The sequence below is a fragment of the Streptomyces daqingensis genome (genome assembly GCF_014645895.1).
In the GTDB taxonomy this organism is placed as follows: Bacteria; Actinomycetota; Actinomycetes; order Streptomycetales; family Streptomycetaceae; genus Streptomyces; species Streptomyces daqingensis.
The window spans coordinates 130,459-153,478 of sequence record NZ_BMMP01000002.1 but is presented as its reverse complement, the minus strand read 5'-3'; the positions used below and the strand labels follow the sequence as shown (position 1 = coordinate 153,478).

Annotated in this window: 16 protein-coding genes; 15 read left to right on the top strand and 1 reads right to left on the bottom strand. The window is 73.0% G+C overall.

The genetic code is table 11. From position 1 onward, the window contains the following. The first annotated feature begins 277 nt into the window (after positions 1 to 277). On the top strand, positions 278 to 1,189 hold the full coding sequence (locus IEY56_RS03045; protein ID WP_189035475.1) for a Sco1979 family transcriptional regulator: 912 nt from the start codon (positions 278 to 280) through the stop codon (positions 1,187 to 1,189). A gap of 57 nt (positions 1,190 to 1,246) precedes the next feature. Here the strand turns inward: IEY56_RS03045 and IEY56_RS03040 are convergent, their stop codons facing one another. Next, entirely contained in the window at positions 1,247 to 2,386 is a 1,140-nt protein-coding gene (locus IEY56_RS03040) for an MBL fold metallo-hydrolase (protein ID WP_189035474.1), read from the bottom strand. A 199-nt stretch (positions 2,387 to 2,585) separates the two neighbouring features. Here IEY56_RS03040 and IEY56_RS03035 point away from each other — a divergent pair, with 199 nt between their 5' ends. The 14 genes from IEY56_RS03035 to IEY56_RS02970 all read left to right on the top strand — a co-directional run bounded on the left by IEY56_RS03035 (position 2,586) and on the right by IEY56_RS02970 (position 22,989). Further along, positions 2,586 to 3,161, top strand: a complete 576-nt coding sequence (locus IEY56_RS03035) for a TIGR03086 family metal-binding protein (protein WP_189035821.1) — start codon at positions 2,586 to 2,588, stop codon at positions 3,159 to 3,161. A gap of 143 nt (positions 3,162 to 3,304) precedes the next feature. After that, positions 3,305 to 5,173, top strand: coding sequence for an MBL fold metallo-hydrolase (locus tag IEY56_RS03030; protein WP_189035473.1), 1,869 nt, complete (start codon positions 3,305 to 3,307; stop codon positions 5,171 to 5,173). Beyond that, entirely contained in the window at positions 5,170 to 7,128 is a 1,959-nt protein-coding gene (locus IEY56_RS03025; RefSeq protein ID WP_189035472.1) for an alpha-amylase family protein, read from the top strand. The genes IEY56_RS03030 and IEY56_RS03025 overlap by 4 nt, the downstream gene beginning before the upstream one ends. A gap of 54 nt (positions 7,129 to 7,182) precedes the next feature. Next, positions 7,183 to 8,250 (top strand): LacI family DNA-binding transcriptional regulator, encoded by a 1,068-nt coding sequence (locus tag IEY56_RS03020; RefSeq protein ID WP_189035471.1) that lies wholly within the window; start codon positions 7,183 to 7,185, stop codon positions 8,248 to 8,250. A gap of 69 nt (positions 8,251 to 8,319) precedes the next feature. Next, positions 8,320 to 8,883, top strand: coding sequence for a GNAT family N-acetyltransferase (locus tag IEY56_RS03015; RefSeq protein ID WP_189035470.1), 564 nt, complete (start codon positions 8,320 to 8,322; stop codon positions 8,881 to 8,883). A 278-nt stretch (positions 8,884 to 9,161) separates the two neighbouring features. Beyond that, positions 9,162 to 10,517: an extracellular solute-binding protein gene (locus IEY56_RS03010; protein ID WP_189035469.1), complete on the top strand. Its 1,356-nt coding sequence runs from the start codon at positions 9,162 to 9,164 to the stop codon at positions 10,515 to 10,517. Next, complete coding sequence (locus tag IEY56_RS03005) at positions 10,517 to 11,578, top strand: carbohydrate ABC transporter permease (protein ID WP_189035468.1); 1,062 nt, start codon at positions 10,517 to 10,519, stop codon at positions 11,576 to 11,578. Before IEY56_RS03010 ends, IEY56_RS03005 begins: the two co-directional genes overlap by 1 nt. Then, on the top strand, positions 11,575 to 12,516 hold the full coding sequence (locus IEY56_RS03000; RefSeq protein WP_189035467.1) for a carbohydrate ABC transporter permease: 942 nt from the start codon (positions 11,575 to 11,577) through the stop codon (positions 12,514 to 12,516). The genes IEY56_RS03005 and IEY56_RS03000 overlap by 4 nt, the downstream gene beginning before the upstream one ends. Beyond that, positions 12,516 to 13,577 carry an ROK family protein gene (locus tag IEY56_RS02995; RefSeq protein ID WP_189035466.1) on the top strand — a complete coding sequence of 354 codons (1,062 nt, stop codon included), beginning with the start codon at positions 12,516 to 12,518 and terminating at the stop codon, positions 13,575 to 13,577. The genes IEY56_RS03000 and IEY56_RS02995 overlap by 1 nt, the downstream gene beginning before the upstream one ends. A 57-nt stretch (positions 13,578 to 13,634) precedes the next feature. Next, a complete protein-coding gene (locus IEY56_RS02990; RefSeq protein ID WP_189035465.1) occupies positions 13,635 to 14,288 on the top strand; it encodes a D-sedoheptulose-7-phosphate isomerase in 654 nt (217 codons plus the stop codon). Further along, positions 14,285 to 16,876 (top strand): alpha-mannosidase, encoded by a 2,592-nt coding sequence (locus IEY56_RS02985; protein ID WP_189035464.1) that lies wholly within the window; start codon positions 14,285 to 14,287, stop codon positions 16,874 to 16,876. Before IEY56_RS02990 ends, IEY56_RS02985 begins: the two co-directional genes overlap by 4 nt. Beyond that, on the top strand, positions 16,873 to 19,461 hold the full coding sequence (locus IEY56_RS02980; RefSeq protein ID WP_189035463.1) for a glycoside hydrolase family 2 protein: 2,589 nt from the start codon (positions 16,873 to 16,875) through the stop codon (positions 19,459 to 19,461). Before IEY56_RS02985 ends, IEY56_RS02980 begins: the two co-directional genes overlap by 4 nt. Further along, entirely contained in the window at positions 19,442 to 21,568 is a 2,127-nt protein-coding gene (locus IEY56_RS02975) for a hypothetical protein (protein ID WP_189035462.1), read from the top strand. Before IEY56_RS02980 ends, IEY56_RS02975 begins: the two co-directional genes overlap by 20 nt. Then, on the top strand, positions 21,565 to 22,989 hold the full coding sequence (locus tag IEY56_RS02970; RefSeq protein ID WP_189035461.1) for a GH1 family beta-glucosidase: 1,425 nt from the start codon (positions 21,565 to 21,567) through the stop codon (positions 22,987 to 22,989). The genes IEY56_RS02975 and IEY56_RS02970 overlap by 4 nt, the downstream gene beginning before the upstream one ends. The last annotated feature ends 31 nt before the right edge of the window (positions 22,990 to 23,020 follow it).

Here is a 23,020-nt window from a genome sequence, read left to right as displayed (position 1 = left end):
CGCAGGTTGCGCCGCCCTCCGTTGTGAGGGAGTATTTTCGGCCCCTGGCATTGGCCGATTGGCGCCACAGGCCGTACATTCCGTCCCTTGTGCAACTTGCGCAACAGTCCCGGCCCGATGGTCATGGTGGCGGAGACTGGACAGGGGCATGTGCGGGAATGAGGACGAGCAGTGTCGTGGTATTTCGCGCCTCGCTGCGGGCGAGGCGGGGTGGACCTGAGCGGAGACGTATTCACTGTGGCGAGACCGACCCGGTCACTGCACGGGGAGCTTCATCATGCGCATCACTGAGGTGTCGGGCGGGCCGCCCGACCGCAGAATCCCGGACCGTCCCAGCGGACCCGCAGTGCCCAGGCTCGTGCTGGGCGAGCGGCTGCGGAAGCTGCGCGAGGCACAGTACATCTCCAGGCGCGAGGCGGGGGAAGCCATACGCGTCTCCGGCGAGAACATCGCCCAACTCGAGGGCGGGCACAGGGGGTTCACGGAGCGGGACGTCGCCGACCTGCTCACCATCTACGGCGTCGCCGACGAAGCGGAACGCGCCACCCTGCAGGTTCTGGCCGAGCAGAGCAACCAGCCCGGCTGGTGGAACACCTACAGCGACGTGGTGCCCGACTGGTTCCGCACATACCTCGGGCTGGAACAGGCCGCCGACGTCATCCGCACCTACGAGGTGCAGTTCATCCCCGGGCTGTTGCAGACCCCGCAGTACGCCCGCGCGGTCATCGCCCTCGGGCACCCCGGCGCCCCAGCCGCGCAGATCAGCCGCCGCGTCGAACTGCGGATGCAGCGACAGCGCGTGCTGCACAGCAGGCAGCCGCCGCACCTGTGGGCCGTGATCGACGAGGCGGCGCTGCGGCGGCCCGTCGGGGGCCGCGAGACGATGCGGGGCCAGATCCAGCACCTCGTCGCGATGTGCGATCTCCCGCACGTCACCGTGCACTTGATGCCGTTCGAAGCCGGCGGCCACGCCGCCGCCGGAGGCCCGGTCACGCTCATCCGGATGCCCGAGCGCGAGCTGCCCGACCTGATCTACCTGGAGCAGCTCATCGGTGCCTCCTACCCCGCCGAGCGGGAGGAGGTCGACCACTACCGGCACGTCGTCGACCGTCTCGTGACGGACGCCGCCCCCGCACGGCAGACTCGCTCCCTCCTGCTCGGCATGCTCGAGGAGATGCAGTACTCCTGACCCGCTCCCGCGGGACGCCGGAACCGCCGCCGAGGCGACGTTCCCGGCGTCCGGCCGTCAGGCCCTGTCCAGCTTCAGGGGCCCCGGCGCGGCCTCGGGCGGCGTGCCCGCCTCAGGCGGCCGCGCACCCGGCTCGCGCCACCAGGGGTGGCCGGGAAGGTCCTCCGCGGACGGTTCGAAGGAGCCGCCCGGAACCGGAACCGCTGCCCGTACGCCTGCCTCCTTCGCGGCCGTGAGGGTGCGCTCGCCCGGTTCCGCCCACGGATGCGGCGCGAGGTTGAAGGTCCCCCAGTGGATCGGCAGGAGCGCCCCCGAGGTGCCCGTGAGATCCAGATGCGCGCGCAGGCCCTCCTCCGGAGTCATGTGGATGTCCGGCCAGAACTCGCTGTAGGCGCCGATCTGGATCATCGTCGCGTCGAACGGGCCGTGCTGCGCGCCGATCTCGGCGAAGCCGGGGAAGTACCCCGTGTCGCCGCTGTGGAAGATCCGGTGCCCGGGGCCCGCCACCACCCACGAGGCCCACAGGGTGCGCTGCTTGTTGCGCAGGCCGCGGCCGCAGAAGTGGCGTGCGGGCGTCGCCGTGAGACGCAGACCGGCGATCTCGGCCGTCTCGTGCCAGTCCAGCTCGCTGAAGCGCGACGGCGCGACGCCCCACCGCTCCAGATGCGCGCCGACCCCCAGGGGCACCGCGAAGTGCACGTCGCCGGCGGCAAGTTCGCGGATGGTGGGCATGTCGAGGTGGTCGTAGTGGTCGTGCGAGACGACCACCGCGTCCAGCCTGCCCAGCGCCTCCAGCGGGACGGGAGCCGGATGCAGACGTCGCGGCCCTGCGAAGGAGAACGGCGAGCAGCGCATGCCCCACACCGGGTCGAACAGCACGCGCCTGCCGTCCACTTCGGCAAGGACCGTGGAGTGCCCCAGCCAGGTCAGGCGCAGCCCGGACGCGGGCGGCGAAGCGAGGTCGGGGCGTGCCAGCGGGACGGCGCCGCCGGGCTTGCGGCCCTCGCTGCGCAGCAGGGCGCGCATCAGGGCGCCCCGGCCGTGGGTGGGCCGGGGGCGGATCGAGGCGGCCACCGGGTTGCGGAAGTGGCCGGCCTCCTTGTCGTAGTGCGGCGAGCGCTCGATGCGTGCGAGCCTCTCGCCCGCCGGCTCGGCGCCGAAGGCCAGGGGTCTCAGTCCTCTGAGAAGGCCGCTCATGCGATATCTCCCGTTCTTCGTCAGCCGATGTCACGACAACGCACCCTGACCGGCCGTTGTTCCGCCCGGGCCCGCGATGACTTCCCCGCGCCCCGGCAGTCCGTACTGGCGGGGGACGGCCGCGGAGGACCGGAACCGGCCGCTGCCGCCCGTGGAAGGACCGAGGACCCAGAAGGACGAGGTGTATGCAGTGACGACCATGATCGATCTCGAGCCGCAGGCCCGCCACGTGAGGGCGCTGCTGGACGGAGTCTCGGACGGGCAGCTCGGCCTCCCGACGCCGTGCGAGTCCTACACGGTGGCCGACCTGCTGGCCCACATGGTGGGCCTGACCGCTGCCTTCCGGGACGCCGCGCGCAAGGAGACGGGCCCCGCGACCGGTACGCCCCCGCACGAAGGCACCCCGCGGCTGCCCGCCGATTGGCGCAACCGGCTCGCACGGCAGCTGGACGAACTGGCCGCCGCGTGGCGCAGCGAGGACGCGTGGGAGGGGGAGACGCAGGCAGGGGGCGTGACGCTGCCCGGCGCCGTCGCGGGGACGGTCGCCCTCAACGAACTGGTGCTGCACGGCTGGGACTTGGCGCGGGCGACGGGGCAGCCCTACTCCGGCGACCCCGGCAGCCTGCGGGTCTCGGTCGAGATGCTCTCGGACCCGGCCGCCCTGGAGCAGCGCGACGCGATCTTCGGCCCCGTGGTCGAGGTGCCCCCGGACGCGCCGCTGCTCGACCGTGCGGTGGGCCTGGGCGGGCGGCGGCCCGACTGGGCCCCCGCGTGATCTGACCGGCGCCCCGGCCGTACCGGTCCCGGCGCCCGGCCGGACCGGGAGCCCGAACCCGGCCGGCCGCCCCAGGCCTCCGCGCCGGGCCTGTTGACGCTGTTTCGCGGCGGGTGGCATCGTTCCCACATGGGATCGATGCCATGACGACGCAGGCCCGGAAGGGGACCCCGGTGCGCATCTGTGACGACGTCTTCCTGCACGCCGACACCTGCCACGTCTACGTCCTCAGGGACCCCGGGCGCAGAGCCGCCGTCCTCGTCGACTTCGGCAGCGGCGACGTGCTCGACCACCTCGACGAGTACGGCGTCGACGAGGTCACCGACGTGCTCGTGACCCACCACCACCGGGACCAGGTCCAGGGTCTCGCCCGTGCCGCGGCCGCGGGGGCCCGGATCTGGGTGCCGCCCGTCGAGCACGACCTGATCGCCCGCGTCGACGAGCACTGGCGCACCCGCCCCCTCGACAACGACTACGACGTGCGCCAGGACCGCTACTCGCTGCTGGAGCAGGTGCCCGTGGCCGGCACCGTCGAGGAGTACCGCACCCGCCGCTACGGCGCGTACGACGTCTACACGCACCCGCTCCCCGGCCACACCGTGGGCTCCGTCGGCTACTTCGTGGACGTCCCGGGACGCCGCCTCGCCTTCACCGGCGACCTCGTGCACGGCGAAGGCCGCGTGTGGTCGCTGGCCGCCACCCAGTGGGCCTACACCGGGTTCCACGAGACGGCCGGTATGGAGGGAGTCGCGGCGACCGTCCTGTCCTGCATGCAGGTCCTCGACCGCGGCCCCGATCTGCTGCTCCCCTCGCACGGGGAGACAGTCACCGACCCGCCGGCCGCGGTCGCGCGCGTGCGCGGCGCCCTCCAGGAGCTGCTGGACATGCGCCGCCGCACGCCGTGGGACCCCGAGGAGAAGCTCTACCGGCCGTGGCGCGAGATCACCCCGCACCTGCTGCGCAACACCACCAGCATGGCCAACACCTACGCCCTGCTCTCCGAACACGGCACGGCGCTGCTCCTCGACTTCGGCTACGACCTGTCCACCGGCCTGCCCGGCGGACACGACCGCTCCTCCCGCAGGCCGCTGCTCGCCTCCGTCGAGGCGCTGCGCCGCGAACACGGCGTGGACCGCGTCGAGGTGGCCCTGCCCACCCACTACCACGACGACCACGTCGCGGGGTTCAACCTGCTGCGCGAGGTGTACGGCACCGAGGTCTGGTCGCCCTCCCACATCGCCCCGGTGCTGCACTCGCCCGAGCGCTGGGACCTGCCGTGCCTGTGGTACGACCCGATCCCCGTCGACCGGGAGCTGCCCACCGGAGAACCGGTGCGGTGGCGCGAGTACGAGATCGGGGTGCACGAACTGCCGGGCCACACGCTCTACGCCGCGGCCTACTCCTTCACCGTGGACGGCCGGTCCGTCATGGCCACCGGGGACCAGCAGGACACCGCGTGGGAACCGGGCATCACGCCGGAGCTGCTCAACTACCAGTATCGCAACCGCTTCCGCGTCGACGACTTCACCGCGAGCGCCGAGCTGTACCGGGCGTTGCGGCCGGAGCTGCTGATCAGCGGTCACTGGCAGCCCTTCGACGTCACCGACGCCTACCTGGACATGCTCCTGGAGGAGGGCCGGAGACTGGCCCGGCTCCACCGCGAACTGCTGCCGCGCGAGGTGGACTTCGGCGCCGAGGGCTTCGCCGCACGCATCGACCCGTACCGCAGCGCGGTCCGCCCGGGCGGGCGGCTGCGGATCGAGGCGGCCGTCCTCAACCCGTTCCCGTCGCGGGAGACCGCGGAGGTGGCCCTGTGCGCGCCGCGGGGCTGGATCGCCGAACCTGCCCTTCGCCGCGTCGACATCGCCGGGCACGGCGAGGGGACCGCGGCATTCGAGCTGCATGTGCCGCCCGGCACTGCCCCGGCCGAACGGCTGCGCCTGGCAGTCGATGTGACGGTGGGCCGGATGCGGTTCGGGCAGCAGGCAGAGGCGCTGGTGTGTGTCCGATGAGTGATTCGACGGGGGATCAGACGAGCGATCCGATCAGCGAGCCGACGAGCGACGCCGGGCGGCCAGTGGCGGGGGCACCGGCCGCCCGCCGGACGCCGGACGGTGCGATCGAAGTCACCGCGGCCCGTTACCGGATGACGGTCGGCGCCGACGGGCTGACCGCGCGGCTGCGCCACCACGCGTGCGGCTCCGAGGACGCCGGTCCCGGTGCCCCGGACGGCGCCGGCCACCACCCCGTGCTGCTCCAGCTCCCCGGCGCCCTCGACCGCTCGGGCGTACCCGACGAGACGCTCTCGGTCTCGGCACCGCGGCTGGGAACCGGCCCCGACGGCCGCCCCCTCGTGACCGTCGAGCGCCGCAGTACCGCCTGGGAGCAGGCGGTTACGCGCATCGAGTGCACTCCCGAGGGCCCGCAGTTTCGCTGGGAGGCCGCGGGCAGCGGCGCGTTGACGACCGTCCTGCCGTTCGCGGCGCGCGCCGCCCTCGGAGGACGGGGCGGCGGGCTGCGCCCCAGCGGCCACGCCTGGCGGACCCTCTTCACGCCCAACCCCGGGCCCCCGCGCAGGCTTTGCCGCGGCGCGGGGGAGAGCGCCGTCATCGGCGCTTCGGGGGACGCCCGTCCGGGCCGCGGGCACTGGTTCTTCACGCCCGCGCCCCTGTGTCTCGCGCTCACCGAGGACGGGCTGCCGGACGACGCCGACCCGGCCGGCGGGCCCGCGCCGCACGGCTGGTGGACGCTCGGAGCGGGCGCGCCCGTACGCGAGATGAGCTTCGCCGAGATGGCGTACGTGCCGTCCGAAGGCGGCTTCCACCTGCGGCTGGACTACGAGGGCCACACCCGCGTGGAGGGCTCCTTCACCACCCCGGCGCTGCTCGTCTCGCCCGGCCACCCGGACCCGTACGAGGGGCTGCGGTCACACCGCCGCTGGCTCACGGCACGCGGCTGGAGCGCGGACGGGGCTGCGGCCGGCGCGTCAGCCGCTCACCCCTCCCGGCCCGGCTGGTGGTCGGAGCCGATGTTCTGCGGCTGGGGCGCGCAGAGCGCCGACGCGGCCGGCACCGCGGCCTCGACGCCGGATCTGAGCACCGCCGCGCACTACGACGCCTACCTCGCCCGTCTCGCGGCGCACGGCCTCACACCGGGCACGGTGGTCATCGACGACAAATGGCAGCGCTCTTACGGCAGTTGGGAACCCGACACCGCCAAATGGCCCGATCTGCGGGGCTGGATCGACGAGCGTCACTCCGACGGCCGGAAGGTGCTGCTGTGGTGGCGGGCCTGGGCCACCGATGGGGTGCCGGACGAGATGTGCGTGCGGACCCCGGACGGAAGGCCCGTTGCCCTCGACCCCGACCACCCCGGAGCGCGGGCGCTGCTGGCGGACAACATCACCCGCATGCTCGGCCCGCGAGGTCTCGGCGCGGACGGCCTGAAGATCGACTTCACCGCCGACACCCCGTCGGGCGCCTGCCTCACCTCGCACGGCCCCCACTGGGGAATCGCCCTCCTGCACCGGCAGTTGGCGATCATCTACGCCGCGGCCAAGGAGGCGAAGCCGGACGCCCTGGTCATCACCCACACGCCGCATCCGGCGTTCGCGGACGTGACCGATATGATCCGGCTGAACGACATGCTGCGCCTCGACGACCCGGATCCGTACGCCCCCGTCGTGCCCCAGATGCGTCAACGAGCCGCCGTCGCAAGGGCGTCCTGCCCCGGGCTGCTGCTCGACACCGACGACTGGTGCGCACCGGACCGCGAGCAGTGGCGGGAATACTGCGCCGTGAAGCACGAGCTGGGCGTTCCGGCCCTCTACGTGGCGACGCACCTGGACCGTACGGGCGAGCCCCTGGAGGAGGCCGACTACGCGGCGGTGGGCGCTTCCTGGGCCCGCTGGCGGGCGGCGTGCGGGGACGGCGCCTTTCCGGGAGGCCGGGAAGGCCCGCGCGGCTGACCGGCCGGACGTCCGTCACGGGGCGGCGCACGACGCCTGACGAGAGAAGAGCACATGGCCAAGCAGGGGGCTGCCGGGAGCGGCGGCGGTGCGTCCAGGCGCAGGCGTGCCCGCGTCACGCTGCACGAGGTCGCCCAGGAGGCGGGCACGTCGCGTTCGACGGCTTCGCGCGCGCTCGGCGGCCACGGCTACGTGGCCGGCCACATCAAGGAGCGCGTGCGCCAGGCCGCCGACCGGCTCGGATACGTGCCGGACGTCTCCGCCCGCACGCTCAAGGGCCGCTCCAGCAAGGTGATCGGGCTGCTCGTCTCCGACCTGCGCAACCAGTTCTACGCACAGCTCGCCGCCGGAGTGGAGCAGACCCTCTCCGACGCCGGCTACCAGGTGGTCCTCGTGGACGACCACGGCAGCGAGGAGCGGGCGGCCGACGGGGCGCGGGCGTTCGTGGCGATGCGCGCGGACGGGGTGCTCCTGGCGCCGGTGGGGCGTACGGCGACCGAACTCCTCGCCGAGCACGGGACTCCCGTCGTCGAGGTGGACCGGCGCTCCGGTGTGCGCGGCTGCGACGCCGTGGCGATCGACAGCGAGAACGGCGCACGCGACGCCGTCGAGCACCTGCTCGGTCTCGGCCACCGGGAGATCGCCGCGGTCGTCGACGAGACGGAGTGGGCGACGGGCAAGGACCGGGTGAAGGGCTACCGCGCGGCGCTGCGGCACGCGGGCGTCCCGTACGCGCGCCGCCGGGTGCTGGACCTGGGGCTGCGCGGCCGGGACAGCGCCGCGGGGGACGAGCTGCCCGCGCTGCTGGACGCCAACCCCGGGACGACAGCGGTCTTCGCCGCCAACAACGTCGTCGCCGAACTCGTCTGGCAGGAACTGAACCGGCGGGGCCTGACGGTGCCGGGCGACTGCTCGGTGGTCTCCTTCGACGACGAGACGTGGATGCGGATGGTCGAGCCGCAGCTGACCGCGGTACGCCAGCCCGTCTTCGAGATGGGCAGCAGGGCGGCGGCGCTGCTGCTGGAGCGCCTGCGGCGCGGCGGGGGCCGGGCCGAGACGCTGATCCTCCAGCCGGAACTGGTCGTACGGGGGTCGACGTCGCGTCCACCCCAGCGCGGCTGACGTCCTGCGCGGGCCCGTCCGGGCAGAAATCGCGTGGCGCTCCGGCATGGCGCGCGCCAACATCTGTGCATGGAGCAGCCACCTGAGAGCGGGACCTTCGGACGGGTAGAACTGCGTCGCCTCCGCGTGGACGACGCCGCGGCCCTGCACGCGGTCGTCGAAGGGGCGCGCGAGCATCTCGTGCCGTGGATGCCGTGGGCCGCCGAGCAGGACCTGGCGGGAACCACCGCCTACCTGGCCGCGAGCGAGGAGGGCTGGCGGAGCGGCGAGGCATACGGGTACGGGATCCTCTGCGACGGCGAACTGGCGGGCAGCTGCGGGCTGATGCGCCGCATCGGCCCCGGTGGACTGGACATCGGCTACTGGCTCCACCCCGCCTGGACGGGAAGGGGCCTGGCCACCACATCCGTGGAGGCCCTCGTCCGCTGGGCGTTCGAACTGGCCGGCATCGACCGTGTGGAGATCCACCACGACGCCGCGAACACCGCCAGCGCGGCCGTGCCGCGCCGTCTGGGCTTCACGGAGGCGGGACGGGAGCCGGTGCGGGGAGGGCCGACGGCCCCCGGCGAGACGGGAATCGACGTGACCTGGCGGCTTCTCGCCGACCGGGAGGGGAGAGGCGACCGCGGCTGAGCGCAGCGGTCACAGGGGGCGGCCGTCCGGCCGCCCCCGACGTGTGTCCGGGCGGTCCCGCTCCGTACCGCCGAGCGGCCCCGAGGGCCGGGCCTGGGGAGCCGGACAAGGGAGCGCGTCCGATGCATTGACGCCTCCACCCCGTGTGGTTACGTTCTCACATGGCATCGATGCCACATGCCTGCACGGGGTCCCTCCGGGGCGTGCGGGACGCGTCCGTGCCTTTCCGTCTCCCCAACCACCGCGCCGTGTCGGCCAGTTGCTCGAAGGAGAGAGATATGGCGGCACCACCAGGGCGAACGCGCCGCGCCGCGTGCACACTCGCCGCCGTTCTCGGGCTGCTGCCGGTCAGCGCGTGCGGCGGTGTGAGCGCTGCCGGTTCCTCCGGCACCTTCATCACCATGGGCTTCGGACTCGGCGACGCCATCGCCACATCCCGCGTCGACGACGCGCGCAAAGCGCTCGACGGAGTCGAACTCCAGGTCAATGAGGGCGCTTTCGACGAGCAGCAGTTCCTCTCGGCCGTGGCCGCGGGGGACCCTCCCGACGTGGTCAACATGGACCGCACGCTCGTCGGCGGGTACGCGGCACGCGGGGCTCTGCTGCCGCTGACCGACTGCCTGCGCCGGGAGGACATCGACCTGGAGAAGTACCAGCCCTCCGCGATCGAGGAGGCGACGCTGGACGGCGCCGTCTACGCCATGCCCGACAGCTTCGACAACCGCATCCTGCTCATGGACGCCTCGGTGCTGAGGAAGGCCGGCCACAGCCCGTCGGACGTGGACACCTCCGACTGGAAGGGGCTGCGCCGCCTCACCGCGGAACTCCAGGAGCGCCAGGGGCGGAAACTCACCCGCATCGGCTTCGACCCCAAGATCCCCGAGTTCTTCCCGCTGTGGGTGAAGGCCAACGGCGGCTCCCTCATCAGCGACGACGGGCGGACGGCACGGCTCGACAGCCCCCGGGTCGTCGAAGCCCTCAGCTACGCGTCCCGGCTGATCGAAGTGCAGGGCGGCTGGGGGAAGTTCAAGGCGCTGCGCGACTCCTTCGACCAGTTCGGCCGGGCCAACCAGATCGCCGAGCACCAGGTGGGCGCCTACCCCATGGAGGACTGGTACCTCTCCGTCCTCGGTGACACCTCACCCGAAGTCGACCTGGGCAGCGGCTACTTCAAGGACCGCGACGGCGAACCCGTCAACTACGTCTCCGGCACGGGCTGGGCCATCCCCAAGGGCAGCAGGCACGTGAAAGAGGCCTGCGCCTTCATCGAGTCGATGACGTCGACGCGTTCCTGGGTGAAGGCGGCGAAGACCAAGGCGAAGGAGGTCCGCGGCAACGACGCCTACTACACGGGCGATTTCAGCGGGAACCGCGAGGCGGACAGGATCATCGAGTCCGAGGTGTGGAAGCCGACCGGTGAGAAGTCCTTCGACGAGGCGACCCGCCGTCTGTACGACATCCAGGAATCCGGCTTCGCCGTCCCCGCCAACGCCGCCGGCACCGAGTTCAAGCAGGCATGGCAGAACGCCTGCAACCGGGTCCTCTCGGGCGAGCAGACACCCCGGCAGGCGCTCGAACAGGCCCAGCGGGAGGCGCAGAGCGCCCTCGACATCGCCAACCAGGGGCGGAAGTGATGGCTGTGCCCGACAAGACCGCGAGCCCGCCCTCCGGCGCGGAGCCGGCAGCCGCCAGCGACGTCACGGCGAAGGCCCCCGGAACGGAGCACACGCCGTACGCCCGGCCGCCCGCGGACCGGGCCGCGGACCGGCGCGAGCGGGCCCGCCGCTGGCGCGCGTCCTGGCGCCGCCGCGAGACGCGCGCCGCCTACGGCTTCCTCTCGCCGTGGATCTTCGGCTTCGTCGTGCTCACCGCGGGGCCGATGCTCGCCACCCTCTACCTCTCCTTCACCGACTACGACGGCATCACCGCCCCGCAGGGCGTGGGCACCGCGAACTACCAGCAGCTCTTCGAGGACCCGGACGTCGCCAAGTCCCTGATGAACACGCTGCTGTTCACGGTGCTGAGGGTGCCGCTCTCCATGGCGATCGCGCTGGCCCTCGCCGTGCTGCTGGTGAGGGTGGGGCGGGCGACGGGCCTCTTCCGCACCCTCTTCTACCTGCCGGTGATGACACCGTCGGTCGCCGTCGGCATCCTCTTCCTGCTGCTGTTCAACGGCAACGTCGGTCTGATCAACACCGTGCTGGGTTTCGCCGGCGTCGACGGCCCGAGCTGGACGACCGACGGGGACTGGATCAAGCCGGGACTCGTCCTCACCCAGCTCTGGTCGGTGGGCTCCACCGTCATCATCTACCTGGCCGCGCTGAAGAACGTTCCGCAGGACCTGTACGAGGCGGCGGAGATCGACGGGGTGGGCCGCTGGCAGGCGTTCGTCCACGTGACGCTGCCGCAGATCTCCGGCGCGCTCTTCTTCACCCTCATCGTCAACACCATCGCCTCGCTGCAGACCTTCACCGAGGCCTACACGGCCTTCTTCGGGTCGGCCAACTCCCAGACCTACGGCAACGACGCCGCGCTGTTCTACGTCGTCCACCTCTTCCAGCAGGCGTTCCAGTACATGCATCTGGGATACGCCTCCGCACTCGCCTGGCTGCTCTTCCTCGTGATCCTCGTGATCACCCTGCTCCAGGCGAAGTTCAGCAAGCGGTTCGTCTACTACGAGGGTGACCAGCCATGACTCAGCTGACGACGCCGCCCGCGGGCCCGCCGGCACCGGAGAGCGCGCCCGCCCGCGAACCCGCAGAGACGCCCGTGCGGACCAAGCGGCTGCGGCACCCGCGGGAGAAGGCCGGGCCGCTGGGCAGGGCGCTGCGGATCACCGCGCTCACCGCGACCTCCGTCATCTTCATCTATCCGTTCCTGTGGCTGGTCAGCGCCTCCCTGAAGCCGTCGGAGGACGTCTTCGACAACGCGCTGATCCCGAAGGTCGTCCAGTGGGAGAACTACGCCGACATCTGGGGCGAGGTCCCGCTGCTGACGTGGGTGTGGAACAGCGCCGTGGTCACCCTGGCGGCCGCGGTGGCCGTCACGGTCAGCAGCGCGATCGTGGCCTTCGGCTTCGCCTACTTCCGGTTCCCCGGCAGGAACGCCCTGTTCGCGCTCGTCATCTCCACGATGATGCTGCCCGCGGTTGTCCTGATGATTCCGCAGTACCTGGTGTGGAACGAACTCCACCTGGCCAGCAGCCAGATACCGCTGTGGGCGCCGAACCTGTTCGGCAGCGCCTTCTACATCTTCCTGCTGCGCCAGTTCTTCCTCGGGCTGCCGCGTGAACTCTTCGAGGCGGCGCGCATCGACGGGGCCAGCTACTGGGGGATGTTCTGGAGGATCGCCGTGCCGCTGTGCCGTCCGGCGCTCGTGGTGACCTTCATCTTCGAGGTGCACGCCTCGTGGACGGACCTGGTGCGTCCGCTGGTGTACCTGCGCGATCCGGAGCTGTACACCGTCCCCCGCGGACTGAAGGCGGTGCTGGACCAGTTCGGCGAGGGCGGCGAGATGCGCTGGGAGATCGTCGCCGCCGCGAGCGTCATCGTCACCGTTCCCATGATCATCGCGTTCTTCCTCTGCCAGAAGCACTTCACGGAAGGCATCGCGACCCAAGGACGGAAAGGCTGATGAGACCGGACGACCACGCCGGAACCGACGGGCGAGACACGGATGAGGCCGTGCTCGCCCTGGACATCGGCGGCACCAAACTCGCCGCCGGCGTCGTACGCGCCGACGGGACCGTACTCTCCTACGGCACATGCCCCACCGGCGCGGCGGACGGCGCCCGGGCCGGGCTGGAGCGACTGCTGGAGCTGGGCCGGGGCGTCCTGGCCGCGGCGGGGAGCGAGCCCGTGCGGCTGCTGGGCACCGGCATCGGCTGCGGCGGCCCGCTCGACTCGTCCGAGGGCACGCTGATCGCACCGCCCCACCTGCCCGGCTGGCGCGACGTGCCCGTCACACGGCTCGCCGGGGAGGCGTACGGGCTGCCCGCCGTTCTGGACAACGACGGCACAGCCGGCGCGGCCGGTCAGTGGCGCTTCGGCGCGGGACGCGGCACCCGCCACCTGCTGTACCTGACTGTCTCCACCGGCATCGGGGGCGGCGTGGTCATCGACGGCCGCACGTACCGGGGCGCCGCCGGCAACGGCGGGGAGCCCGGCCACGTCACCGTCCGCCCGGACGGGCGCCGCTGCGCGGGATGCGGGCGTGCGGGCTGCCTGGAGGCGTACGCCTCGGGCACGTCCATCGCCGAGCGGGCCCGCGAAGCGGTGGCGCGCGCGCACCGGGAGGGCGAGCCGACGCTGCTCGGGGTGGCCGATCCGCTGACCGCCGAGGACGTCGCCGCCGCGGCGCGCGAGGGCGATCCGCTCGCCCGCAGGGTCTGGGACGAGACGACCGACGCCCTGAGCAGCGGCCTCACCACCATCGTCAACCTCTACGAACCCGAGTTGGTCGTGCTGGGAGGCGGCGTGACGCGCTCGGCCGACCTGCTGCTGCCTCCCGTCCGTGAGAACGTCGCCCGCCTCGCGATGGGTCCCGCGGCCGGCGCCGCGCGCGTCGTCACCGCTGCGGGAGGGGAGCGGGCGGGCGTCCTGGGCGCCGCCGCCATCGGTTTCGAGCGGTTGCCGGCACCCGGCGCCCGACCCGAGGACGGCACCCTCGCCTCGTCCTCGAAGACCCCCGCATGACCCGCGACGCATACGAGCAGACCCGTGCACGGCCCTGACCTGGAGCGAGACCGCAAGATGCCTGAGACGCCAGCCCAGCAACTCGACGACCACCTCGCCGTGGCCGGACGCACCCGCGAACTGATGCCCCGACTGCACGCCGTCGCCGACGAGTTGACCGAGGTGTTCCGCACCGGGGGCCGCCTCTGGACGTTCGGCAACGGCGGAAGCGCCGCGGACGCCCAGCACTTGGCGGCCGAACTCATCGGCCGCTACCTCCGCGAACGCCGGCCGCTGCCCGCGGTCGCCCTGACGACCGACCCCTCGGTGGTCTCCTGCATCGCCAACGACTACTCCTTCGAGGAGCTGTTCGCCCGGCAGGTGCGGGCCCTGGCACGTCCGGGTGACATGGTGATCGGCTTCACCACCTCCGGACGCTCGCCCAACGTGGTGCGCGGCCTGGCCGAGGCGCGGACGGCGGGCGCCGTGACCGTGCTGTTCTGCGGGGGAGAGCAGCACGGCATGCCCGCCGCCGAGCACGCCGATCACAGCCTCGTCGTACCGGCGACGGCCACCGCCCGCATCCAGGAGATGCATCTGATGCTGCTCCACCTGCTCAGCGAGCAGGTGGACGCCTGGGCGGCCGGCACCGGCGCAGCCGCCGCCCCCCGTGCGGACCGGGCCGCGGACGCCGCGGCCGACGACACCGACCGGCTGGAGACCTCAGCATGACCGCGTCCCACCCCGCCTCCCGCTCCCGGACCCTGCACATGGTGGGCAACGCCCACATCGACCCCGTGTGGCTGTGGCGCTGGCCGGAGGGGCTGCAGGAGATCCGCGCCACCTTCCGGTCCGCCGCCGACCGCATGGACGAGTACCCCGACTTCGTCTTCACCTGCGACTCCGTGATGTACCTGGAGTGGATCGAGCGCCACGATCCGCAGCTGTTCGCCACCATCAGGAAGCGTGTCGCGGAGGGGCGCTGGCAGGTCGTCGGCGGCTGGTGGATCGAACCGGACTGCAACATCCCGTCGGGCGAGTCGTTCGTGCGGCAGGCGCTGTACGGGCAGCGGTACCTGCTGGAGAAGTTCGGCACCGCCTCGACCGTGGGCTGCAACCTCGACCCCTTCGGGCACAACGCGATGCTGCCCCAGCTGCTGCGGAAAGCCGGCATGGACGGCTACATGTTCCTGCGTCCCGGACCTCACGAGCAGGTGCTGCCAGGGCAGTTCTTCCACTGGGAGTCCCCGGACGGCTCCCGCGTGCTGGCCTACCGCCTGCCGAACGAGTACTGCAGCCCCGGGCAGGACATCGGCGGCCACCTCGACAAGTCGCTGGCCCTGATGCCGCCCGACGAGCCGGAGCTGATGGTCTTCTACGGCGTCGGCAACCACGGCGGAGGGCCGACGAAGGCCAACATCGAGAGCATCCGGCGGCTCGACGCGCTCGGCGGGCTCCCAGCCCTGCGGCTCAGCCACCCCGAGGCGTACTTCGAGCGCATCCGCGGCCGGGAGGACACCCCCGTGCACGCGGGAGAGCTCCAGCACCACGGTCCCGGCTGCTACTCCTCGCACTCGGGCGTCAAGCAGTGGAACCGCCGCGCCGAGAACGAGCTGCAGCGCGCCGAGAAGTGGGCGGCGGTGGCGGGAGCCGTGACGGGTGAGGAGTACCCGCTGGAGAAGTTCGCGGAGGCCTGGAAGCTGGTGCTCTTCAACCAGTTCCACGACATCCTGGCCGGCACCTCGATCCGCTCCGCCTACGAGGACGCCCGCGACGACTACGGCCGCGCCCGCTCCCTCGCGGCCGAGGTCTTCAACCGCTCCGTCCAGGCCGTCGCCCGCCGCATCGACATCCCGCTCCGCGAGCGGACGCAGCCGCTGGTGGTCTTCAACCCCCACCCGTGGGAGCTGCGCACCGACGTCGAGGCGGAGTACCTGCACGCCGCGGGCGCCGCCCTCACCGACGACGAGGGCACGCCCGTACCCCTGCAGCACACGCGCTCCGAGGTCGTCATGGCCGGCAGCCGCGCCCGCATCACCTTCCCGGCGACCGTCCCCCCGCTGGGCCACCGCGTGTACCACCTGCTGCCCGGCAGCCGGCAGGACCCCGCAGCCGGACGCACCCCGGTGCACGCCACGGACACGGGCCTGGAGAACGAGCATCTGCGCCTGGAGATCGACCCGTCGACGGGGTGGCTCAGCTCGCTGTACGACAAGGACGCCGGGACGGAGCTGCTGCCCGCGCGTCCGGGACCGCACGCCGTCGTCGTCGACGACCCCTCCGACACCTGGGGGCACCGGGTGCGCGCGTACGACAAGGCCGAAGGCGCCTTCGGCTGCACGCGCGTGCGGCTCGTCGAGAGCGGGCCGGTGCGGGCCGTGCTGCGGGTGGAGAGCGGCTACCAGCGCTCGCTGCTGGCGGAGGAGTTCGTCCTCTCCGCCGGTTCCCGGCACGTGGAGGTGCGGACCACGGTGGACTGGCAGGAGAAACTGAAGCTCCTCAAGCTCCGCTTCCCGACGGCGCTTTCGGACGTCACCGCCACGCACGAGATCCCCTACGGGCATCTGGAGCGCACTCCTGACGGCACGGAGGAGCCGGCGCAGGCCTGGGTGGACGTGACCGGCACCCTGCCCGACGGGCGCCGGGCGGGACTCGCCGTCGCCAACGACTGCAAGTACGGGCACGACGTGCTCGGCGGCGAGATCGGCATGACCGCGCTGCGCAGCCCCGTCTACGCCTGGCACGAGCCGCAGCAGCTCGACCCCGACGGCGTGTACGAGTATCTCGACCAGGGGCGGCAGGAGTTCCGCATGCTGCTGATCCCGCACGGTGAGGACTGGCGGACGGCCGACCCCGTACGCCGGGCGGCGGAGCTCAACCAGTCCGCGTTCGCACTGCTGGAGACCTTCCACGAAGGGCCGCTGCCGCAGCGCGCGGCGTACGCGGACGACGGCGGCGGCAGCGTGCTCGTCACCGTGGTCAAGGGTGACGAGGACGGCAGCGGCGACGTCGTCGTGCGCGCCTGCGAGTCGGCGGGACGTGCCGCGACGGCGCGCATCTCGCTGCCCATGCTCGGGGAGCGGTCCTTCGAAGCCGCCTTCGGGCCCTGCGAGATCAAGACGTTCCGCGTGCCCCGCGATCCGCGACTGCCCGTCACCGAGACGGACTTGCTGGAGCTGCCCCTCGAAGCGGACGCGCAGGACGACCCGGAGCCCCCGGCCGGCCCGCCCGCGGGCCCCTCGGACAAGGACAGCGCCTCCGGCATAGAACGGGACGGCGCCTCCGGCGTGGACCAGGGCGGCGGAGCGGCGGGCGGATGAGGCACACCGTGCCGCTCGGGGACGGCTGGCAGCTGCGCGGCTGCCTCGGCGACGTGTGGCGCTGGCAGTGCGGTCCCGGCCGCCCGCCGGACGAACCCGGCTGGTTCGGGGCCCGCGTGCCCGGCTCGGTGCTGGACGACCTGCACCGCGCGGGGCAGGTGCCCGACCCGTACCGGGGCACGCAGAGCCTCGCCTGCGAATGGGTTCCGCAGCGCACCTGGCTCTACCGCCGCGAGCTGCGGCTGCCGGCGCCGCTCGAAGACGGCGAGCGCGCCCTGCTGCGTTTCGGCGGCGTCGACCACGAGTGCACCGTCCTGCTCGACGGACGTGAAGTCGCCGCGCACAAGGGCATGTTCCTCGCCTTCGACGTGGACGTGACGGCGCAACTCGCGGACGTCGGCACCCACTTGCTGGCCGTCGCCGTCCACCCGGCCCCGCCGTCCGAGCCGCAGGTGGGACGCACGGACCGTGTCCGCGAGCACAAGTCCCGCATGGGCTACGGCTGGGACTTCTGCCCCCGGATGGTCCATCAGGGCATCTGGCGGCCCGTCACCCTCGAGGTGGCAGGTCCGCTGCGGCTCGTCTCCGCCGCCGTCGGCGCGAGCGTCGACGAGACGGGCAGGGCCGGTCTCGTACGGGCCGACGCCGTCACCGAAGGGGGCCCCGGCACGCTGACGGCGACCGTGCGGGACCCGTCCGGAACGGTCGTCGCGCAGGGACGGCAGACAGCCGACGGGCGGAGCGCCCGCACCGGCGTGGAGCTGAGCGTCCCGGAACCGGCCCTGTGGTGGCCGAACGGGCACGGCGAACAGCCGCTGTACAGGGTTGAGTTGACGCTCCTCGACGAGAAGGGCGGTGTCGCCGGGACGCACAGTGCTGCGACGGGCTTCCGGCGGCTGCGGCTCGTGACCAACCCGGGTGGCCCCGTCGGCGCGCTGCCCTACACCCTGGAGGTCAACGGCCGCCGCATCCACACCAAGGGGTGGAACTGGGTGCCGGTGGACGCCCAGTACGGGGTGCCGCGCCCGCAGCGCCTCGAGCATCTGCTGCGCCTGGCCGCCGACGCCCACGTGACGCTGCTGCGCGTCTGGGGCGGCGGACTCGTCGAGAGCGAGGACTTCTACCGGCTCTGCGACCGCCTCGGCATCCTGGTGTGGCAGGAGTTCAGCCTCTCCAGCTCCGGCATCGACAGCGTCCCCGCCGACGACGCGGCCTACGTGCGGCTGCTGGAGCGTGAGGCGCGGGCCCTGCTGCCGCCGCTGCGGCACCATCCGGCACTCGCGGTGTGGGGGCCGGGCAACGAGCTCCACGATACGGCCGCGGCCCGTCCCCTGACGGAACGCGACAGCCCCGCCGTCGCGGCACTCGCGGCAGCGGTGGCCGAAGCCGACCCGTCCCGCGCCTGGTTGCCGGGATCGCCCTCCGGACGCGACTTCCTGTACCGGCCCGCGCGGGGCGAGCGCGGCCCCGGCGGCCCCGACGCGCAGCATGACGTGCACGGCCCCTGGGAGCACCAGGGGCCCGGCGCCCAGCAGGAGCTCTACGACGCCCAGACCTGCCTGCTGCACAGCGAGTTCGGCGTGGAGGGCATGGCGAACGCCCGCACCTGGGAGCACGTCGTACCGCCGGACGCGCGATGGCCCACGGGCCGCGACAACTTCGTCATGGAGCACCTCGGCGCGTGGTGGAACAACACCCCGCTCGTGAGAAGCGCCTTCGGCGAACGGCCCGCGGACGTCGCCACGATGAGACGGGCGAGCCGGCAACTCCAGTACGACGGGCTGCGGTACGCCGTCGAGGCCACGCTGCGCCGGGCGCCGCGCGCCGCCGGGAGCATCCCCTGGCAGTTCAACGAGCCCTTCCCCAACGCATGGTGCACGGCGGCCGTCGACCACCGCGGCGACCCCAAGTCCGGGTACCACGCGGTGCGCCGCGCCTACCGGCCCGCCCATGTCTGCGCCCGTTTCGCTACGCAGGTCTGGCAGGGGCGGGAGCGGTTCGAGGCCGAAGTGTGGTCATGGCAGCAGGAGTCGCCGCGCCAGGAGGGCAGCACCGTCGCCGTCCGCCTGATGGACACCGACGGCACCGTCCACGCCGAGGAGGTGCTGCCAGCGGGCGAGCCCGCCGGGGACAGCCCGCCCACCTCCGTACCGGCCGCGCGGGCGGGCGACTTCACCGCCTCGCTCGCCGTGCTGCCGGGCCCGCTCTTCCTGCTCGACCTTGAGCTGCGGGGACGCGGAGGCCGCGTGCTCGCCCGCTCACGCTGGCTGCACAGCCGCACCGCCGACCTCGCCCCGCTGACCGGCCTGCCCGAAGCACGCGTGGAGGCCCGGCTGGAGACCGCCGCAGGCGAGCGCGCCGGCCTGGTGCGGCTCCGGCACCTGGGCGGTCCGGCGGCGCTCGGGCTGTATCTGACCGACGCCCGCCCGTACGAGTCCGAGGGCTGGGCCGTCTTCTCGGACAACATGCTCGATCTGGCGCCCCGGGAGTACGCCGAGGTGGAGGTGGCCTGGCGGGCGGCGCCCCCGGAGGGCCGGACCGTACGACTGGAAGGCTGGAACGTCCGTGACCGACAACTCCTCTGACGCCTCCGGCGAGTTCGCGCTTCCCCCCGACGCCGTGCCGCCCCGGGAGGACCCGCTGCTCGTGCGGGGCGGGCAAGGGGGCCTGCTGCTGCGCGGTCCTGCCGACGGTACCGCCGAACTGACCGCCGTCGTCACCCTGTTGACGGAGGACGGCGAGCACCTGCCCGTCCCCGCCCGCACCGTCGAACGGCACGCCGACGGCAGCGTGTGCGCCTACGGCACGGCCGACGGTTTCGAAGCGGCGCTGCGGCTCACCGCGTTGGAGCCGCCGGAAGGGGAACCCTCCGCGTCCGACGCCACGGCACGCGCCGCGTGGAACGGATCGGTGACGGTCCGCCGCGTCGCACCCGGACCCGTCAGCGCCGGGATACGCGTCGAACTGCGACTCGGCACCCTGGACGAGGGCCAGGCACCGGGCTGGCTGATACCCGGCCTGTTCTACGGGGAGAACCGCCTCCCCGACTGCACCCGCCCCTACCCCCGATACGAGCCCGGCACCCGCGACGTGGCGGGCATGACGTCCGACGCCTGGTCGTTCCGCGCGGACCGCTGCGCCACCCCCGCCGTCTTCGCCCGCGACGGCCGGGGCGGCGCCGCCCTCGCCCTCACCGGCGAACGCACCGCGCTCGGCGAGAGCGGCGTGGGCTTCGCGCTCCTGCCGGGCGGGCGGCCCGCGCTGCGGCTCCACGCCCCGTACCGCGAGGAGCCGCTCAGCTACTACGGGAGCGACGTCCCCCGTCCCGCCGAGGCGCCCACCCACGTGTGGGAGCGCGACGAGACGCACACCCTTCCCTTCACCCTGCACCTTCTCGACGACGACCCGCACGCGTACGCCCCGGTCCTGCGCACCCTGCACGAGACGGCGCCCGGCGACCGCCGGCCCGCGGCCTGGGTCGGCCTGGACGAGGCCGCCGAGCTCTCCGCCCACGGGCTGCACGAGTGGCACTACCGGCCGGACCCGCCCGTCCTGCTGGAGACCGCGGCGTTCGACCGCGAAGCGGTCGGAGAGGCAGGCGACCGGCAGGCGATGCACGTCTCGTGGATCAGCGGAGTCCCCTACGCGCACGCGCTGCTGCTGCACGCACGCCGCACCGGGAACGCGGACCAGGCCTCCGCGGCCACCGGCGTCCTCGACCACATCGCCCGCAACCTCACGCCCGGCGGCACGTTCTGGGGCCAGTGGACCCGCCGCGACGGCTGGAACGTGGGCTGGCACCCCGACAGGCGCAGGCTGCACGCCCGCACGCTCGGCGACGCCACTCTCTTCCTGCTGCGCGCGCTCACCGCCGAACGGGCCCGCGGAGCCGAACACCCCGGCTGGGAGCACGCTGTGCGCTCGAACCTCGCCGCCGCGACCGCGGGACAGGACCCGCGGACCGGACGCCTGCCCGCCGCGCACGACAGCGGGACCGCCGCGCCCCTCGACCACGAGGGCGGAGCGGGACTGGCCTGGATACCCGCCCTCGTCGAAGCCGCCGGGGCCTTCCGGGAGCCCGCCCTGCTGGACGCCGCCCGCCGGGCCGCCGCCCACTACGCCGCCGACGTACGGGCCGAGTTCCTGTGCGGCGCCCCGGAGGACGTCTCCCTCGCCCCCACCTCCGAGGACGGCTACAACGCGCTCATCGCCTACACGCTGCTCCACGAGGCCGACCCCGGCGACCCCCGCTGGCTGGACCTCGCCCGCCGCGCCGCCGACTGGACCCTCACCTTCCGCTACACCTACGACGTCCACTTCGGCCCGCACACGCTCCTCGGGCAGTACGGCTTCCGCACCCGCGGAGCCGACCAGGCGTCCCCCTCCAACCAGCACCTGCACGCCTTCGGGCTGATCTGCCTGCCCGAGACCGTACGGCTGGCACGCCACCTCGGCGATCCGTACTACCTGCGCTCCGCTCGCGAGAACCTCGACTGCTTCCGGCAGTTCGTCGCCCGCGCGGACGGCGACTTCAACGCCTACCGCGGCATGGTCAGCGAACGCTTCTACCAGACCGAGTGCTTCCAGGCGAAGGGCATGCTGCTCACCCTCTCCCACGCCTGGTCGGCCGGGGTGCTGCTGTACGCGTGCGAGACGGCCCGCGAATTCCCAGAGTTCCAGGAGGAGATGTGACCGGACGCGACGCCCGTACGGCGGCGGGCAGGGCCTCCGGCGCTGTGCGTTTCCCCGCCGATTTCCGCTGGGGCACGGCCACTTCGGCCTTCCAGGTCGAGGGCTCGACGGCCGCCGACGGCCGCGGCGAGTCGATCTGGGACCGCTTCTGCCGCGTTCCAGGCGCCGTCGAGAACGGCGACACGGGCGACGAGGCATGCGACTTCTACGCACGCTTCCAGCACAGCGCCGACGATCTGGACCTGATGGCCCGGCTGGGCACCGGCGCCCACCGCTTCTCCCTCGCGTGGCCCCGCATCGTCCCCGAGGGCACGGGCCGCGTGGAACCGCGCGGCATCGCACACTACGACCGCTTCGTCGACGGACTTCTGGACCGGGGCATCAAGCCGCTGGTCACGCTCTACCACTGGGATCTGCCGCAGCCGCTCCAGGACAGGGGCGGCTGGCGCGCGCGGGAGACCGCGGAGGCCTTCGCCGAGTACGCCGCCGTCTGCTTCGAGGCGTTCGGCGACCGCGTCGAGGACTGGGTCACCGTCAACGAGCCCTGGATCGCCGGCCTGCTCGGACACCAACTCGGCCTCCACGCGCCGGGGGAGAGGGATCTGCGGGGCTCGGTGGAGGCGATGCACCACCTGCTGCTCGCGCACGGCCTGGCCGTCACCGCGCTGCGCGCCTCCCGCCACGGCAGCGCCGCGCGTGCGGGCATCGCCTACAGCCTCTTCCCCCATCAGCCCGCCGACCCTTCCAGCGCCGCCGACCGCGCGGCGGCCCACGCCTCCGACGGGTACGTCAACCGCTGGTTCCTCGAACCCGTTCACGGCCGCGGCTATCCGGCCGACATGCGGCGCCACTGGGAGGACGCGGCGGGGGAGCTGGACTTCGTACGGGACGGTGACGAGGAGAGGATCGCCGCGGGAAGCGACTTCATCGGCGTCAACTACTACACGCGCCGCGTCGTCAGCGCCGCGGCCGGGCCGGAGGACGGCCCGTGGCCCTGGAAGGTGGAGCCGGGCAGGGCGGGAGTGCCCCGCACCGACCTCGGCTGGGAGATCGTCCCCGGCGAACTCACCGCGCTGCTGCTGCGATTGCACGAGGAGTACCCGGGAGTCCCGCTGACGGTCACGGAGAACGGCGGCGTCTTCGACGACGTCCCCGGACCGGACGGCGCCGTGCACGACGAGCGCCGGGTCCGCTTCCTCCACGACCATCTGCTCGCCGTGCACCGGGCGTTGGAGGCCGGAGCACCCGTGGAGGGCTACTACCACTGGTCGCTCATCGACAACTTCGAGTGGGCGATGGGCTACCGGCCGCGCTTCGGGCTCGTACACCTCGACCGCGGCAGCGGGCGCCGGACGGTGAAGGACAGCGGCCTCTGGTACGCCCGCGCGGCCCGCAGCGGCGAGGTGCCCGCAATGCCGTAGGACGTCCCGGTGGGTGCCGGTGTGGGCCCCC

What these genes read in the sequence shown, in the direction of transcription:
- IEY56_RS03045 (WP_189035475.1), top strand. Translation starts at nt 278, where the DNA reads ATGCGCATCACTGAGGTGTCGGGCGGGCCGCCCGACCGCAGAATCCCG.
- IEY56_RS03040 (WP_189035474.1), bottom strand. Translation starts at nt 2,386, where the DNA reads ATGAGCGGCCTTCTCAGAGGACTGAGACCCCTGGCCTTCGGCGCCGAG.
- IEY56_RS03035 (WP_189035821.1), top strand. Translation starts at nt 2,586, where the DNA reads ATGATCGATCTCGAGCCGCAGGCCCGCCACGTGAGGGCGCTGCTGGAC.
- IEY56_RS03030 (WP_189035473.1), top strand. Translation starts at nt 3,305, where the DNA reads ATGACGACGCAGGCCCGGAAGGGGACCCCGGTGCGCATCTGTGACGAC.
- IEY56_RS03025 (WP_189035472.1), top strand. Translation starts at nt 5,170, where the DNA reads ATGAGTGATTCGACGGGGGATCAGACGAGCGATCCGATCAGCGAGCCG.
- IEY56_RS03020 (WP_189035471.1), top strand. Translation starts at nt 7,183, where the DNA reads ATGGCCAAGCAGGGGGCTGCCGGGAGCGGCGGCGGTGCGTCCAGGCGC.
- IEY56_RS03015 (WP_189035470.1), top strand. Translation starts at nt 8,320, where the DNA reads ATGGAGCAGCCACCTGAGAGCGGGACCTTCGGACGGGTAGAACTGCGT.
- IEY56_RS03010 (WP_189035469.1), top strand. Translation starts at nt 9,162, where the DNA reads ATGGCGGCACCACCAGGGCGAACGCGCCGCGCCGCGTGCACACTCGCC.
- IEY56_RS03005 (WP_189035468.1), top strand. Translation starts at nt 10,517, where the DNA reads ATGGCTGTGCCCGACAAGACCGCGAGCCCGCCCTCCGGCGCGGAGCCG.
- IEY56_RS03000 (WP_189035467.1), top strand. Translation starts at nt 11,575, where the DNA reads ATGACTCAGCTGACGACGCCGCCCGCGGGCCCGCCGGCACCGGAGAGC.
- IEY56_RS02995 (WP_189035466.1), top strand. Translation starts at nt 12,516, where the DNA reads ATGAGACCGGACGACCACGCCGGAACCGACGGGCGAGACACGGATGAG.
- IEY56_RS02990 (WP_189035465.1), top strand. Translation starts at nt 13,635, where the DNA reads ATGCCTGAGACGCCAGCCCAGCAACTCGACGACCACCTCGCCGTGGCC.
- IEY56_RS02985 (WP_189035464.1), top strand. Translation starts at nt 14,285, where the DNA reads ATGACCGCGTCCCACCCCGCCTCCCGCTCCCGGACCCTGCACATGGTG.
- IEY56_RS02980 (WP_189035463.1), top strand. Translation starts at nt 16,873, where the DNA reads ATGAGGCACACCGTGCCGCTCGGGGACGGCTGGCAGCTGCGCGGCTGC.